This is a genomic window from Lysobacter sp. DMC104 (assembly GCF_056313665.1).
The window spans coordinates 197,951-212,351 of record NZ_JBQUZW010000008.1 but is presented as its reverse complement, the minus strand read 5'-3'; the positions used below and the strand labels follow the sequence as shown (position 1 = coordinate 212,351).

The 14,401-nt window shown below is 68.4% G+C and carries 9 protein-coding genes; 3 read left to right on the top strand and 6 right to left on the bottom strand.

Going from position 1 to position 14,401, the window contains the following annotated elements; all coding sequences use genetic code 11:
• Positions 1–84: 84 nt before the first annotated feature.
• Complete coding sequence (locus ACT53R_RS12245; RefSeq protein WP_476172158.1) at positions 85–3,744, bottom strand: class I SAM-dependent DNA methyltransferase; 3,660 nt, start codon at positions 3,742–3,744, stop codon at positions 85–87.
• 726 nt (positions 3,745–4,470) lie between these two features.
• Positions 4,471–4,767, bottom strand: a complete 297-nt coding sequence (locus ACT53R_RS12240) for a hypothetical protein (RefSeq protein WP_476172157.1) — start codon at positions 4,765–4,767, stop codon at positions 4,471–4,473.
• A gap of 663 nt (positions 4,768–5,430) precedes the next feature.
• Between ACT53R_RS12240 and ACT53R_RS12235 the strand changes: the two genes are divergently transcribed.
• On the top strand, positions 5,431–6,681 hold the full coding sequence (locus tag ACT53R_RS12235; RefSeq protein ID WP_476172156.1) for a cation:proton antiporter: 1,251 nt from the start codon (positions 5,431–5,433) through the stop codon (positions 6,679–6,681).
• 709 nt (positions 6,682–7,390) lie between these two features.
• Here the strand turns inward: ACT53R_RS12235 and gap are convergent.
• Positions 7,391–8,395: a type I glyceraldehyde-3-phosphate dehydrogenase gene (gene gap, locus ACT53R_RS12230; RefSeq protein WP_476172155.1), complete on the bottom strand. Its 1,005-nt coding sequence runs from the start codon at positions 8,393–8,395 to the stop codon at positions 7,391–7,393.
• Between the two features lie 246 nt (positions 8,396–8,641).
• Here gap and ACT53R_RS12225 point away from each other — a divergent pair, with 246 nt between their 5' ends.
• Entirely contained in the window at positions 8,642–9,262 is a 621-nt protein-coding gene (locus ACT53R_RS12225; protein WP_476172154.1) for an OmpW/AlkL family protein, read from the top strand.
• Between the two features lie 158 nt (positions 9,263–9,420).
• Positions 9,421–10,227: a S1/P1 nuclease gene (locus tag ACT53R_RS12220; RefSeq protein ID WP_476172153.1), complete on the top strand. Its 807-nt coding sequence runs from the start codon at positions 9,421–9,423 to the stop codon at positions 10,225–10,227.
• Positions 10,228–10,287: 60 nt separating this feature from the next.
• Here the strand turns inward: ACT53R_RS12220 and ACT53R_RS12215 are convergent, their stop codons facing one another.
• The 3 genes from ACT53R_RS12215 to ACT53R_RS12205 form a co-directional block, all read right to left on the bottom strand.
• Positions 10,288–12,015 carry a TonB family protein gene (locus tag ACT53R_RS12215; protein WP_476172152.1) on the bottom strand — a complete coding sequence of 576 codons (1,728 nt, stop codon included), beginning with the start codon at positions 12,013–12,015 and terminating at the stop codon, positions 10,288–10,290.
• 231 nt (positions 12,016–12,246) lie between these two features.
• Entirely contained in the window at positions 12,247–13,758 is a 1,512-nt protein-coding gene (locus tag ACT53R_RS12210; protein WP_476172151.1) for a M56 family metallopeptidase, read from the bottom strand.
• Complete coding sequence (locus ACT53R_RS12205) at positions 13,745–14,158, bottom strand: BlaI/MecI/CopY family transcriptional regulator (protein WP_476172150.1); 414 nt, start codon at positions 14,156–14,158, stop codon at positions 13,745–13,747. Before ACT53R_RS12205 ends, ACT53R_RS12210 begins: the two co-directional genes overlap by 14 nt.
• Positions 14,159–14,401: the final 243 nt, after the last annotated feature.

Sequence of the window (14,401 nt, the reverse complement as noted above, 5' to 3'; positions counted from 1 at the left end):
GCGTGACTTCGTGGGCTGGGGGTTTTGCACCCGGCTTCGGGGTCGTGAGGGTGTCGGGTCGATGGCGTGGCCTGTCGCCTTTCGTCACTGCTGCGCGACGTAGCGACCGTCGACTTCGCGCGCGCGGCCCATCGCGGCCAGCATGTCCAGCAGTTGCGGGAGACGCTTCTTCCACGGGCCGCGGGCGGTGAAGCGGGCGGCGATGTCGTCGATGGACAGCGGCGCGGTGCCGGCGGACAGCACGTCGGCGACGGCGCGCACCTGGGCGACGGCGTCCTTCGGCCACGGCTGCGGTTTCGCGGCGGGCGTGGCGACGACGGGCGTGTCGTCGGCATCGGGCACGTCGTCGACGGTTTCGATTTCCGCCTGCCGCGGCGTCGATTGCGGATTCTGGAACTCGGGGCGCAGCCAGCGCACCAGGCCGCGCGCTTCCTCGGCGGCGCGTTCGGCGTTGAGCGCGACGAGGCGTTCCAGCACGGCCTCGTCGAAGGCGCGCTTCGCCTCGTCGCGGGTCTGGCCTTCGGCGGCTGCGTCGTTGCCGTGGGCCACGCGCAGCAGCGGCAGCAGGTCGGACCAGCCGTAGGCGTCGAGCACGGCGGCGTCGAGTTCGTCGTGGATCTGGCGCAGCACCGACACGAGCCCCTGCTCGTGGATCACCCGCTCCTTCGCCGTCAGCGGCTCGCCGCTGCGCAGCTTCTCCAGCACGTTGTACATGCCAGTGAGGGTCAAATCGGGATGGGCGGCTTGCTGGCGTTTGCGGTGGGTGTCGAGATTTTCAGCAAAAAAAGCTGTCGCAGACAACCTATTGAAGTCAACTGGAAAAGGAAATTTTTCAAAGCAATCAGTATGGTTGTATGTCAGATCATTCCCAACCCCATGATTCCCGCCGGACTCACGAGAAAAAACCAAATGCACCACAGAACTAAGAACCGCAAGTTTATCGGCTTCATCGAATGCAAATATTAGAACCTTGGTTTCAGGTAAAACTTCTTTCTGGCAAAAAATGAAAAAACGGTGGCGCGCAGTACGAGACGTAACAACGAATCGCCCCAATCCCTCTAAAGCAGGACGGAATTTCGGCCTAGGCTTTGAATGAAGCCACCAAGTCCTCGCGTAGTCCGCAACATCCTTACTCGCCGTAGACACCCCCAAACGATCCGGAAGCACATGCAAAAGCAGATGCTGATAAACATCCGGAAATTCAAATCGAAGACGATCCTCATCAAAACCAAAAGTATCTATTACGTATTGCTCACGGCTTTTTTGAGTCAAATCCCTTCCCGTTATATAAGGGCGAACCAGTTCTTTTATTGCGCCATCAGAAAAACTCGCGAGATCGCCGCGCGAAAGAACAAACCCCTGCCCAGAAAGCTGAACCCCTGGACAAGCCAACCCCCTGTTGGAAGCAAGCCTTACTGCCTTTGTAACGCTGACACCAACCGTAAGATTCGAATTTATTCGCCCGCTTTTTCCGCGAAGATCAACCTTGACCTCTGCGCCAGCCACCTCGATTTCGTCGAAGATGCGCATCACGACACCCTCAGCCAAGCCTGCAACACCCACCGTCATCGCGATCCGCACCGCGGCACCGTCGGCGACATCCACCCACGGGTGGTCCGGAATCGCGAACACCAGCGACAGCGCCTGCTCTTTCCCTTCTCCCCCCGGGAGAAGGTGGCGCGGAGCGCCGGATGAGGGTGCGTCGGCCGTCGACGTCCGATGCGCGGCCGAACCCTCTCCCCCGGCCCCTTTCCCGGGGGGAGAGGGGAGCACGGCGGCGGCTTTCGCGGACGATGCCGGCTTCGCTGGCGGCGCCATCGCCGCCTCGATCACGCGGCGATTGAACGCCTGCCGGATCGAGTTCGTCGTGATCAGGCCGAAGCGTTCCAGCGCACCGCGGCGTGTCAGCTGCGCGGCGTGATGCCACCAGTACATGACCACATCGGCCGATTCGGGCACATCGGGCCACGCCTCGCGCAAGGCTTCGACATAGCCATCACCCAATGCAGTGCGCATCCGCTTGTTGCCAATGAACGGCGGATTCCCCACCACGAAATCCGCCTCCGGCCATGCGGCCTTGCGCGGATTGACGTAGCGCAGCACCGGCTTGCGCGCGGTGTCGTCGGGAATCTCCTCGCCGGTGACGGGCGAGACTTTCATCGTCTCGCCGTCCCAGCGCGTCACCGGCACACCGTGTTCGTCGAGCACCAGTTGCGGATCACCGTCATACGCCAGCACCGCGTCGCGGCATTCGATGTTGCGGAAATCGCGGATCACCGGGATCGGCGGGTTCACGTCGCCGCGGGTGCGGAAGTGCCATTGCAGGTAGCCGATCCACAGCACCACCTCGGCGATGGCGGCGGCGCGGGGATTGAGTTCGATGCCCAGCAGGTTGTGCGGGTCGACGGTCTCGCCCGCGGCTGCGTCGGCGCGCTCGCCGCCCAGCGCGAGGCCGGTCTGGCGGTCGCCCAGTTCGTCCAGCGCGTTCAGCACTTCACCTTCGAGGCGCTTGAGGTGCTCCAGCGTGACGTAGAGGAAGTTGCCGCTGCCGCAGGCCGGGTCGAGCACGCGCACCGTGCACAGCCGGTGATGGAAACGGCGCAGGGTGTCGACCGCTTCGTCGTGATGGCCTTCGGCATCCAGCACCATCGCGGCACCGTAGGCGTCGTTCCATTCCGCGCGCAGCGGTTCGATCACCGTCGGCAGCACCAGCCGTTCGACGTAGGCACGCGGCGTGTAGTGCGCGCCCAGCTTGTGGCGATCCTTCGGGCTGAGCGCGCGTTCCAGCAGGGTGCCGAAGATCGCCGGCTCGACGTGCTTCCAGTCGGCCTTCGCGGCCTTGATCAGCAATGCGAGCTGCGGCTTGTCCAGCGGCAGCGTGTCGGGCTGCTTGAACAGCTTGCCGTTGAAGCGCAGCACCTCGCTGGCGATGGCCGGCGAGAAGCCGCCGTGGTCCATGTCGCGCCACAGTTCGCCGAGCATGCGCATGGCGATGTCGGGCTGCTCGGCGAACTTCAGCAGCAGGTCGCGGAAGCTGTCCTGCGGCAGCAGACGCACGTCCTCGGCGAACATGGTGAACAGGCAGCGCATGAGGAACTGGGCGACGGCCTCGGCGCCGTGGCCGGCGGCTTCGAGGCTTTTCGCCAGTTCGGCGAGCTGTTCGGCGATGGCGCGGGTGACGCGCGCGGATTCGCGGCCGGGATCGAGCGACAGCGGATCGACCCAGACCTGGCGCAGGCGGTCGCGGAGCCGGTCGTCGCGCAGGTCTTCCAGCGCGATGCGGTGGCTGCGCGGATCGGGGAACGGCGTGTAGGTGCCGCCGCTGCGCGAGAACTCGGCATACAGCTCGATGCGGTTGCCGACGTCGACCACCACCACGAACGGCGGCCGGCCTTCTTCGGCCGGGAGCGCGCGGGCGTATTGCTCGGCCTGGGTGCGGGCGCGCAGCAGCGCTTCGTCGAAGCCGCGGGTGTGCGTGGCCGCCTTCAGCTTCTTGGATTCGAGGACGAAGGCGCCGCGGCGGTAGAGATCGATGCGGCCGGCGCTGGTGCTGCCGTCGCCGTGCAGGAAGGTGATGGGCCGCTCGAACATGTAGTCCTGTTCGGGCGTGGGGTGCGGGGCATCGACGCCGAGCAGGCGGCAGAGGTCGATCAGGAAGCTCTGCGAGGTGGAGAGTTCGGACGCGACGACGCCGTTCCATTTGCCGATGAATGCCTCGACGGCATCGCGCGTGATCTCGTCCATGCGGGCTCCCCTGGGTGCTGCGGGCATCTTAAGGAATGCGGACGCCGGGTGTCCGTTTTGTCCGGGGCATGGCGAACAGCAGATCCCTCCACCCGCTACGCGGGTGTTCGGGATGACCGTGTGTGATGTGCGATGCGCCGTTGTCGCTCGTACAAGGTCGGTGGGGCTGCGGCTGCGATCGTCGCGACTCCCGTCGCTCCCACGGGATGGGTTTACCGTGGTGTGGGTCGCGCCTCCCGGCGCTCCTACAGGAAGGGCTTGCCGCAGTCTTGTCGCGGCTCACGCCGCTCCCACAGGAAGCGCCTGCCGGGGCGTCGTCGCGACAAGCCTTTCTTGCAGGAGCGAAGGGAGGCGCGACGACCGACCCGGCAGGCGTCTGCTGTGGGAGCGACGGGAGTCGCGACGAATGCAGCGGCCGGCCTGTCCGGTCCCAGCGCCCCACCCCATCCCCACCCAAACCCTCCCCTTGAAGGGGAGGGCTTCAACGCGGGGCTTCGGAGGCGGGCGCGGCGCCTGGCCGTTGCCGTCGCTCCCTGTGGGAGCGGCGTGAGCCGCGACCCCGGTCGAGGCAGATCCCTCTGTAGGAGCGCCGGGAGGCGCGACCAAAGCCGAGGCATGCCTGTCCTGTGGGAGCGACGGGAGTCGCGACGAACGCAGTGGCCGGCCTGTCCGGTCCCAGCGCCCCACCCCATCCCCACCCAAACCCTCCCCTTGAAGGGGAGGGCTTCAACGCGGGGCTTCGGAGGCAGGCGCGGGCGATGCAGCGCCAGCGAGGGGCGCCATTGCCACTCGAAGAGCCTCTGACGGCGAAAAAGCGGCAGCGATGACGCTGAAAGGGTCGACGTCGACGCTCGAAGGGTCATTGATGACGAAAAAAGCGGCAGTGACGACGCTGAAAGGGTCAACGCCGACGCTCGAAGGGTCATCGATGGCGAAAAAAGCGGCAGCGATGGCGCTGAAAGGGTCGACGTCGGCGCTCGAAGGGTCGTCGATGGCGAAAAAAGCGGCATCGATGACGGTCAAAGCGTCGGCGTTGACGCTGGAAGGGTCGGTGTTGCACCAAAAAGGGGCGTGCGTGCGACTTCAAGGGCCGAGGTTGCGGGTCCGAGGGGCAGGCGTGGCGAAAAAAACGGCAGATGTCGAGTCGCGATCGGGGAACGTTGTCCGTTCGAGGGGGAGCGGTGGTGGAAAAAGCGGCATCGATGGCCCTCGAAGGGGCAACGTCGGCGCTTCGCGGGGCAGCGATGCACCAAATCGGGGCAACGGTGGGGGTTGGAGGGGCAAAGGCCGGCCGGGAGCGGGGTGTCAGGGGGTGTCAGATTTTTTGTGTGCCCGGGGCGGGCGGAGCACAAGGTCGTCATCCTCGCGCAGGCGAGGACCCAACTCGGCGGGGCGATCAGGCTTGGGTCCTCGCGTTCGCGAAGAGGACGGTGTGTGGATGCGGCCCGTGGGAATGGGGTGGAGGCCTGCTGCGGCGGTTGTCGCGACTGCCGTCGCTCCCACAAGAGAGGCCGGCCGCGCCTGGGGTCGCGCCTCCCGGCGCTCCTACAGGGGGGCTGCTGCGGCGGGTGTCGCGGCTCACGCCGCTCCCACAGGGAAGGACATGCCGCCACGCGGGCGGTGGCGATGTCGGGGGGGCGGGTACGATGCGGGGGTGGCGCCTGCGGTCGGGCGCGGGGATGGTCGATGTTCGAGATTGCGGTGGTGTGTCTGGTGCTGACGGCGCTGTTCGCGTACGTGAACCACCGGTTCGTGGGGTTGCCGACGACGATCGGGGTGATGGCGGTGGCGCTGTTGCTGTCGCTGGGCTTGATCGCGCTGGATCGGCTGGGGTTCGGGGCGCTGCGCGATTACGAGGCGGCGATGCTGCGTTCGATCGATTTCTCGCAGTTGCTGATGGAGGGGATGCTGTCGCTGCTGCTGTTCGCGGGGGCGCTGCATATCGACCTGAGCGAGTTGCGGGCGTATCGCTGGCAGGTGGGGTTGCTGGCGGTGGCGGGCACGGCATTGTCGACGGCGATCGTGGGCTTCGGGCTGTACGTGCTGCTGCCGATGGTGGGTCTGTCGCTCTCGCTGGGTTACTGCCTGGTGTTCGGTGCGCTGATCTCGCCGACCGATCCGATCGCGGTGATCGGCATCCTGAAGTCCGCGGGCGCGCCGCGCAGCGTGAACCTGGTGGTGTCGGGCGAGTCGCTGTTCAACGATGGCGTGGGCGTGGTGCTGTTCTCGCTGCTGCTGGCGATGGCGACGCGCGGCGAGGCGCCGGGCGTGGGCGAAGGCGCGATGCTGTTGCTGCACGAGGCTGGCGGCGGGCTGCTGCTGGGCGCGGCGCTGGGCGGGGTGCTGTTCTACCTGCTGCGCAGCATCGACAACTACCAGGTCGAGGTGCTGCTGACGCTGGCCGGCGTGCTGGGCGGCTACGAGTTGGCGAGCCTGTGGCACGTGTCCGGGCCGCTGGCGATGGTGGTCGCGGGGCTGATCGTGGGCAACCAGGGCCGTGCGTATGCGATGTCGGACACGACGCGGCATCACGTCGACCTGTTCTGGGAATTGCTGGACGAGATCCTCAACGCGGTGCTGTTCGTGCTGCTGGGGCTGGAGATCGTGCTGATCGCGTTCGACATGCAGACGCTGGCCGCCGCGGCGATGGCGATCGTGATCGCGCTGCTGGCGCGGTTGCTGGCGGTGGGCGTGCCGGTGGCGGTGTTGCCGCGGCTGTTCCGGCTACCGGCGGGCGCGTGGAAGGTGCTGACCTGGGGCGGGCTGCGCGGCGGCATTTCGGTGGCGCTGGTGCTGTCGCTGCCGGCGGGTCCGCAGCGCGAGCTGCTGCTGGCGCTGACCTATGCGGTGGTGGTGTTCTCGATCCTGCTGCAGGGGCTGACGATCAAGCGCGTGGTGATGCGCGGGTTGGGCGGCGGCGAGGCGGCGGAGGGGTAGGCGTCGGTGTCCGCGGGTGGGGTTGCCGCGGTTCGGGTCGCGCCTCCCGGCGCTCCTACGAAGGAAGGCTGCCGCGGCGGGTGTCGCGGCTCACGCCGCTCCCACAAACAGCACGGCGGCGCTTTTCTCCCTCCCCTTCAAGGGGAGGGTCGGGGTGGGGATGGGGTTGCCGGGAGGCGGCAAGCACAAGGTCGTCATCCTCGCGCAGGCGAGGACCCAGCTCTGCGGTGCGATCACGCTTGGGTCCTCGCTTGCGCGAGGATGACGGTGAAGGATTGATCCGGTGAGGGTGACGGGAAGGTCTGCCGCGTCGGTGGTCGCGCCTCCCGGCGCTCCTGCAAGGAAGGCTGCCGCGGCAGGTGTCGCGGCTTACGCCGCTCCCACAAACAGGGCGGCGGCGCTTTGCTCCCTCCCCTTCAAGGGGAGGGTCGGGGTGGGGATGGGGTTGCCGGGAGGCGGCGACGGCAGGCACAAGGTCGTCATCCTCGCGCAGGCGAGGATGACGGTGAAGCTTTGATCCGGTGCGGGTGACGGGAAGGTCTGCCGATTCGGTTGTCGCGACTGCCGTCGCTCCCACAGGAAGCGCTTACCGCGTCGGTGGTCGCGCCTTCCGGCGCTCCTGCAAGGAAGGCTTGCCGTGCCGGGCGCCCCAAAGCACGAAAGCGCCCGGAGGCGCTTTCGCGGGTGTCGCGGTGTGGTGCGTCGGCGCTTACTTGCCGGCGACGACCTTCACCATGTCGAGGCACTTGGTGGAGTAGCCCCATTCGTTGTCGTACCAGGACACGATCTTGACGAAGGTGCCGTCCAGGGCGATGCCGGCGTCGGCGTCGAAGATCGAGGTGCGGGTGTCACCGCGGAAGTCGGTGGCGACGACCTTGTCCTCGGTGTAGCCGAGCACGCCCTTGAGCGCGCCTTCGGACTGGGCCTTCATTTCGGCGCAGATCTCGGCATACGTGGCGCTGTTGTCGAGTTCGCAGGTCAGGTCGACGACCGAGACGTCGGAGGTCGGCACGCGGAACGACATGCCGGTGAGCTTGCCCTTGAGCTGCGGCAGCACCACGCCCACGGCCTTCGCGGCGCCGGTGCTGGACGGGATGATGTTCTCGAGGATGCCGCGGCCGCCGCGCCAGTCCTTGTTGGACGGGCCATCGACGGTCTTCTGGGTGGCGGTGGCGGCATGCACGGTGGTCATCAGGCCGCGCTTGATGCCCCACTTGTCGTCCAGCACCTTGGCGATCGGCGCGAGGCAGTTGGTGGTGCACGAGGCGTTGGAGATGATCGCCTGGCCGGCGTAGGTGGCGTGGTTCACGCCGTAGACGAACATCGGCGTGTCGTCCTTCGACGGGGCCGACATGATGACCTTCTTCGCGCCGGCGGCGAGATGCTTCTCGGCGCTGGCCTTGTCGAGGAACAGACCGGTGGATTCGATGACGACCTCGGCACCGACCTCGTCCCACTTGAGGTTGGCCGGATCGCGTTCCTGGGTGAGGCGGATGCGCTTGCCGTTGACGATCAGGGTGTTGCCGTCGACCGAGACCTCGCCCTTGAAGCGGCCGTGCACCGAGTCGTAGCGGAGCATGTAGGCCAGGTATTCCGGCTCCAGCAGGTCGTTGATGCCGACGATCTCGATGTCGTCGCCGAAGTTCTGGACCGCGGAACGCAGGACATTGCGGCCGATGCGGCCGAAACCATTGATGCCAACCTTGATCGCCATGGGCGGATCGCTCCTGAGCAGGGGTGGGGACGGGGAAGCCGCCCATTCTACTGGACCGTCGGGCCGCCCCGGGCCGGAGGGAAGGGGCCGGCACCCCGGGAACCGGACTTCGATCCCGGACCACACGGTACCGTCTGGTCATTCGTTAAAAAATTGATCATCCTCAAACGGCGCCCGGAAGAGCGCGCAGATACTGCCGCCCAACAAAGCGGTAGTCCAACTTCAATGCCCAAGGAGGCAAATCCAATGATCCGTCGTTACGCCCCGCTCGCCATCGCTCTCGCTTTCGGCGGCCTCGCCGCCCCGGCCTTCGCCCAGCAGGCCGGCGAGTGGACCTTCAGCGTCGGCGCCCACCAGGTGAACCCGAAGTCCGACAACGGCAGCCTGGCCGGCAACACGCTCGACGTCGAAGTCGGCAGCAACGTCCGTCCGACCGTCACCGCCGAATACTTCGTGCGCGACAACCTGGGCATCGAAGTCCTGGCCGCGCTGCCGTTCCAGCACGACATCGACATCAAGGGCCTCGGCAACGTCGGCTCGACCAAGCACCTGCCGCCGGTCGTGTCGCTGCAGTACCACTTCGGCGAAGGCAAGGTGAAGCCGTTCATCGGCGCCGGCCTGAACTACACCTACTTCTTCAGCGAAAGCACCACCGGCGCGCTGGCCGGCAGCAAGCTGAAGCTCGACAACTCGTGGGGCCTCGCCGCGCACGCCGGCGTCGACTTCAAGGTCAGCGACAAGGGTTCGATCCGCGTCGACGCCCGCTGGATCGACATCGACACCGACGTCAAGCTGAACGGCGCGAACCTCGGCACCGTCAACATCGACCCGCTGGTCTACGGCGCCGCGTACGTCTTCCAGTTCTGAGCAAATCGTCCTGATCGAGTCGTTCTGATCGAGTCATCCCGAGCAAGTCGCTTCATGCAACACCCGTCGCCGGCCGCAACGGCCGGCGATGGTCGCGTCGACGAGGACGCGAACAACACGTCTGCACCTTGCGGGTCATGTCGGCTACTCTCCTCCGCATGACCCGTTTTTGTTGCCTGATCGTCTGCGGCGCGCTCGCCGCACTGCCTGTCTCGAACGCATTCGCCTGGGGTGCCGTCGGGCACCGCATGGTCGGTGCGCTCGCCGCTCCCGAACTCGTGCCCGCCGCCCGCGCCGAAGTCGCGCGGCTGCTGCATGGCGAAGCCGATCCCACGCTCGCCGGCGTCGCCAACTGGGCCGACGACCTGCGCGACCATCCGCCCGCGGACGATCCGGGCATCGGCAAGCGCACCTCGCACTGGCACTACGTCAACCTGCCCGATGAGGATTGCGGCTACGTGCCGCCGAAGCAGTGCCCGGACGGCGATTGCGTGATCGAGGCGATCCGCCGCCAGCGCGACGTGCTGGCCGACCGCAGCCAGCCTGATGCGGCACGTGCGCGGGCGCTGAAGTTCCTGGTGCATTTCGTCGGCGACGTGCACCAGCCGCTGCACGCCACCACGCGCGATCGCGGCGGCAACCTGTTCCAGCTGCAGGTCGGCGGCCGCGGCACCAACCTGCACTCGCTGTGGGACAGCGGGCTGTTCGCCGGCATCGACGAACGCCCGCTGCTGGAGACCGTGCAGCATCTGCCGCTGCCGAAGGACGCCACGGGCGTCGGCGATGCACAGGCGTGGGCCGAAGCCTCGTGCCGGATCGTGCTGCGCGATGGCTTCTATCCGCCGGGCGCGAAACTGCCGGCGACCTACGTGCCGCAGTGGCGACCGGTGGCGGAGCAGCAACTGCGCATCGCCGGGCACCATCTCGCGACCCTGCTCAACGACGCGCTGGCGCCGTCGCGCTGAGGACGGCGGGCCTCCGTCCGCAACGCGCGCCATGTGACGGCGCGCGCCGCGGTGGCCGCATCAGCGATCCTTCGGCACCTCGAACGACATCCGCGTCTGCTGCCAGGCTTCGATCGCGACGCCGTCCTTCATGGCGGGCCGGACCCGCCACTGCCGCACGGCCTTGAGCGCTTCGGCATCGAACACGCCGGCCGGGGTGCCGGACACGACGTTCGCATCCAGCACGCGGCCGTCGCGACCGACCTTGTAGCGCACGGTGACGCTGCCGTTGGTGCCGGACTTGAGCGCGGCGGCAGGATAGACCGCCGGCGGCGTGTAGGTTTCGGGCGAAGGCGCGCTCGCGGCGGCCGCATTCGCCGACCGGATGCAGTCGAACGCGCCGTCCTGCACGATCGCCAGCACATCGCGCCGGCCGGGCTGGCCCCGGCACGGACCGGCGTCACGATGGACCTCGAACGCGATCCGCGTGCTGCCGTGCCCGACGACCTGCTCGAAACGCGACACCCGGCCCGGGGTGACCGGGATGCGGATGAGGTTCGGATGCTCGGCCGATGCGTTGGTGCCGAGCGCTGCGTTGTCCTTCTGCGACAGCGCGATGGTGGCGGTCATCCGCCCCTGTGCGTCCTGTTCGACGCCGTAGGTCATCGCGACGGTGGTACGGGTCTGGTCCTGTTCCGCCCAGTTGAGGCTGGACGACAGCGCCTGCCCGGGCTTGAGCCAACTGACCTCCTGCGGGCTCAGGTCGGGGTGGCCGTCCATGATCCCGCCCAGCTGGAACGTGATGTAGAGGCCGTCGTTGGCGGGATCGGCAGCGGCCGGCGCCGCGACCGGAGACGACGTGGACGTGATCGCCACGGGCTGTGCCGACCACACGGAGAAGCCGGTGCCCAGCGCCAGCGCGCCGACCAGCGCCACGCCGAGCCGACGCAGGCCGGCACGGGGGATGTCTTGTCTGAGTTGCATGAGTCGATCCTTCATCGGGTGTGAAAGCCCCCAGTGACAGCCCAGCGGCGCCTGCCGGTCGGCCATGAGGGTCTTGAGCATCGCTTCGCCGTACGTGCGTCGCGCATTCGGATGGGACAGGATCACCGCCTGGTCGCAGGCCAGCTCCTGGTCGTGGCGGAAGCGCGACAGCGCCCACCACAGCAACGGGTGGAACCAGAACACGCAGCGCAGCAGCGCGGCGAAGAGATTGGCGTAGTGGTCGCCGCGCGCGCGATGCGCGTGTTCGTGGGCGAGCATCAGGGCGCGCTCGCGCGCGTCGTAGCGGGTGTCGAAGTCCGCGGGCAGCACGATGCGCGCCGGCGCCACGCCGACCAGTGCCGGCAGGCCGACGCGGCCGTCCGCGCGCCAGTGGCCGTCCGCGAGGCGGGACAGCGCACCGAGGCTGCGCTCGAACTGCCGCTGCCGAAGCCACAGCCAGGCCACGGACGCGAGTGCGCCGCACAGCCACAGCGCGAAGAGCCAGGGGCGCCACGGCCAAGCCGGCGGCGCCACGTGCGCGGGCATCGCGACGGCCTGCGCGACGGCCTCGCGCACGGCCGTCACCTGCGCCCAGGCCGCCGCCGGCACGACCGATGGCGGCGCCACGGCGTCGGGCGCCGGCCGCGAGACGGTGGGCAACGACACGGCCAGCAGCGCCGCCGGGAGCAGGATCCACGCCGCGTACGCCACGCCCGCGCCGAACCGGCGCCGCAGCAGCGGCGGCAGCACGAGCAGCAGCAGCGACGCGGCGCTGGTCGCCAGCGTCGCCTTCCACAGCAGCATCAGGACGTCATGCACGTTCATCGTCGTTCTCCTGGGGAGCCATCCGCGTCGTGGCGATCGATGCGTCGCCACGACGCGGCTACATCTTCAGCGGGCCGTGGTCGTGGCGGCGCGGGGCCGCCGGGGCGCGGCGCTCATCGCGTCGCGACTGGATGCGGCCGCGGATCCCGGCCATCTCCGCCGACCGCGTCGCTTGTCCGCGCGTGGCGATCACGCGAATGCCGTGATCACCGGATCGCGCAACCATCGCGTTCAGCACGCATCGGCCTTCGGCTTTTCCATGGATTGCAGGAACTTCAGCGGAATCAGCGCACCCGTGGAAGGTGCCGGTGGCGCAGGAAAGGCCGCGGGCTTCGGCGGCGCGGGCAGCGCGGGAAGGGACACGAGCGTTGCGGGCGGCGTCGGCGGGTCCGGCGGCGGCGGTGCATCCGGCGCGCCCGAGGCTTCCGGCGGCGGCGGGGGTGCAGGCGGCGAAGGCGGCGCCGGGGGCGCGGGCGGGGCCGGCGGCGGGGTGTCGTCGACGCGCATCGCCAGTTCGATGCCGTCGAAACGGCCGTCGGCCTTCTGCTCGCCCACCTTCACCACGCCCGGCGTGTCGCGGGCGACGATCAGCCGCGGACGGCTGACCACGACGTCGTTGCGGCTCAGCACCAACGCCACGTCGAAGCGGTCCTGCCCGGCCTTGCGCACGCGGCCTTCGATGCGGAAGTCGCCGCCGCGGCCGTTCCGGTGCTTCAGATCGAACTTCGTGCCGTAACGTCCGCCCGCTTCGAGATGCGCGGGCGGCAGGCCGTCGGTCTTGAGCTCCATCGCGATGTGGTAGTCGCGGCCCTGGCCGGTGATGCCGGACACGGCACGCGCGGGCTGCGCCGACCAGACCGCGAAGCCGGCGCCGAACAGCAGCGTCGCGACCAGCGCGGCGCCGAATCGCCGGACCCGGGGGCGCGGCGGGGGGGTGACGAGATGCATGACTCTCTCCTTCAGGGGATGTGAGACGCCCCAGTGACAGCCCAGCGGCGCCTGCCGGTCGGCCATGAGGGTCTTGAGCATCGCTTCGCCGTACGCGCGTCGCGAATCGGGATGGGCCGCGACCACGGCGCTGTCGCAGGCCAGCTCCTGGTCGTGGCGGAATCGGGCCGCGGCCAGCGGCAGCAGCGGGTGGAACCAGAACAGGCAGCGGAACGCGGCCGCGGCGAGGTTGGCGAGATGGTCGCCGCGCCGCCGGTGCAGGCGTTCGTGCGCGAGCATCAGTCCGCGTTCGTGGGCGTCGTAACGATGCTCGAAATCGTCGGGCAGCACGATGCGCGGACGCAGCGCGCCGACCAGCGCCGGCAGGCCCGCATTCGCCTGCGCGCGCCACAGGCCGTCGTCGCAGAGCGCCAGCGCGCCGAGACCGCGCTCGAACCGGCGCTGCGCGCGCCACAGCCACATCGCCGTCAGCAGCGCGCCGGCCAGCCAGGCGAGCAACCACCACGCCGAGTGATCCGCGGCCTGCGCGGGCGCCGCCAGTACCGGCTGCACGAGCGTGTGCAATGCGGGCGCGGGCGTCGTCGGCAGCGTCGGCAGCACCGTGCGTGCGGGCAGCGCCAGCGCGACCAGCGACACCGGCAGCAGCCACCACGCGGCATAGCCGACATCGGCGCCGAAGCGCGCGCGCAGCCAGCGCGGCAGCACCAGCAGCGCGGCCAGCGCGAGGGTCGCGACCAGCGACATGCGCCACAGCAGCGCCAGCAGATCGGGCGTGCCCAGCTCAGGGATGTCCATCGCGCGTCTCCGTGGCGGTGTCGTCGTCGGCGCCGTCGTCCGCATCGAGCGACGCCACCAGCCGGCGCAGTTCGGCCACGTCGTCCGCGCTGAGCTTGCGATGCCGGCTGAAGTGCGCCACCAGCGGCGCGACGCGACCGTCGAACAGCCGCGCCAGCAGGCTCTCGCTTTCGTCGAGCACCCAGTCCTCGCGCCGCAGCAGCGGGCGGTAGAGGTAGCGGCGGCCGTCCTTGTCGGCTTCGATCGCGCCCTTGTTGAGCAAGCGGTTGAGCAGCGTCTTCACCGTCGCTTCCTGCCAGTCCTGGCGCGAGGCGAGCGCGGCCACCACCTCTTCCGCGGCCAGCGGGCTGCGCTGCCAGAGGACGTCCATCACCACCGATTCGGCTTCGCTGATCTGCATGTGCGCGGCACTCGTTTACGCTCGTAATCGAAATTCAGATTACATCCGTAAACGATCATGTCAAGTGCCGGATCGACCCGGCTTCGAGGCGTGGCCCTTTGCGGAGCTGAGCCGACTCCATCCCCACCCCGGCCCTCCCCTTGAAGGGGAGGGAGAAATGCCGGGCGCCTTGAAGTGCCTTGGTGCGGCAGGAGAAGGCCGTTGTGCTTTGAAGCCCTCCCCTTCAAGGGGAGGGTTTGGGTG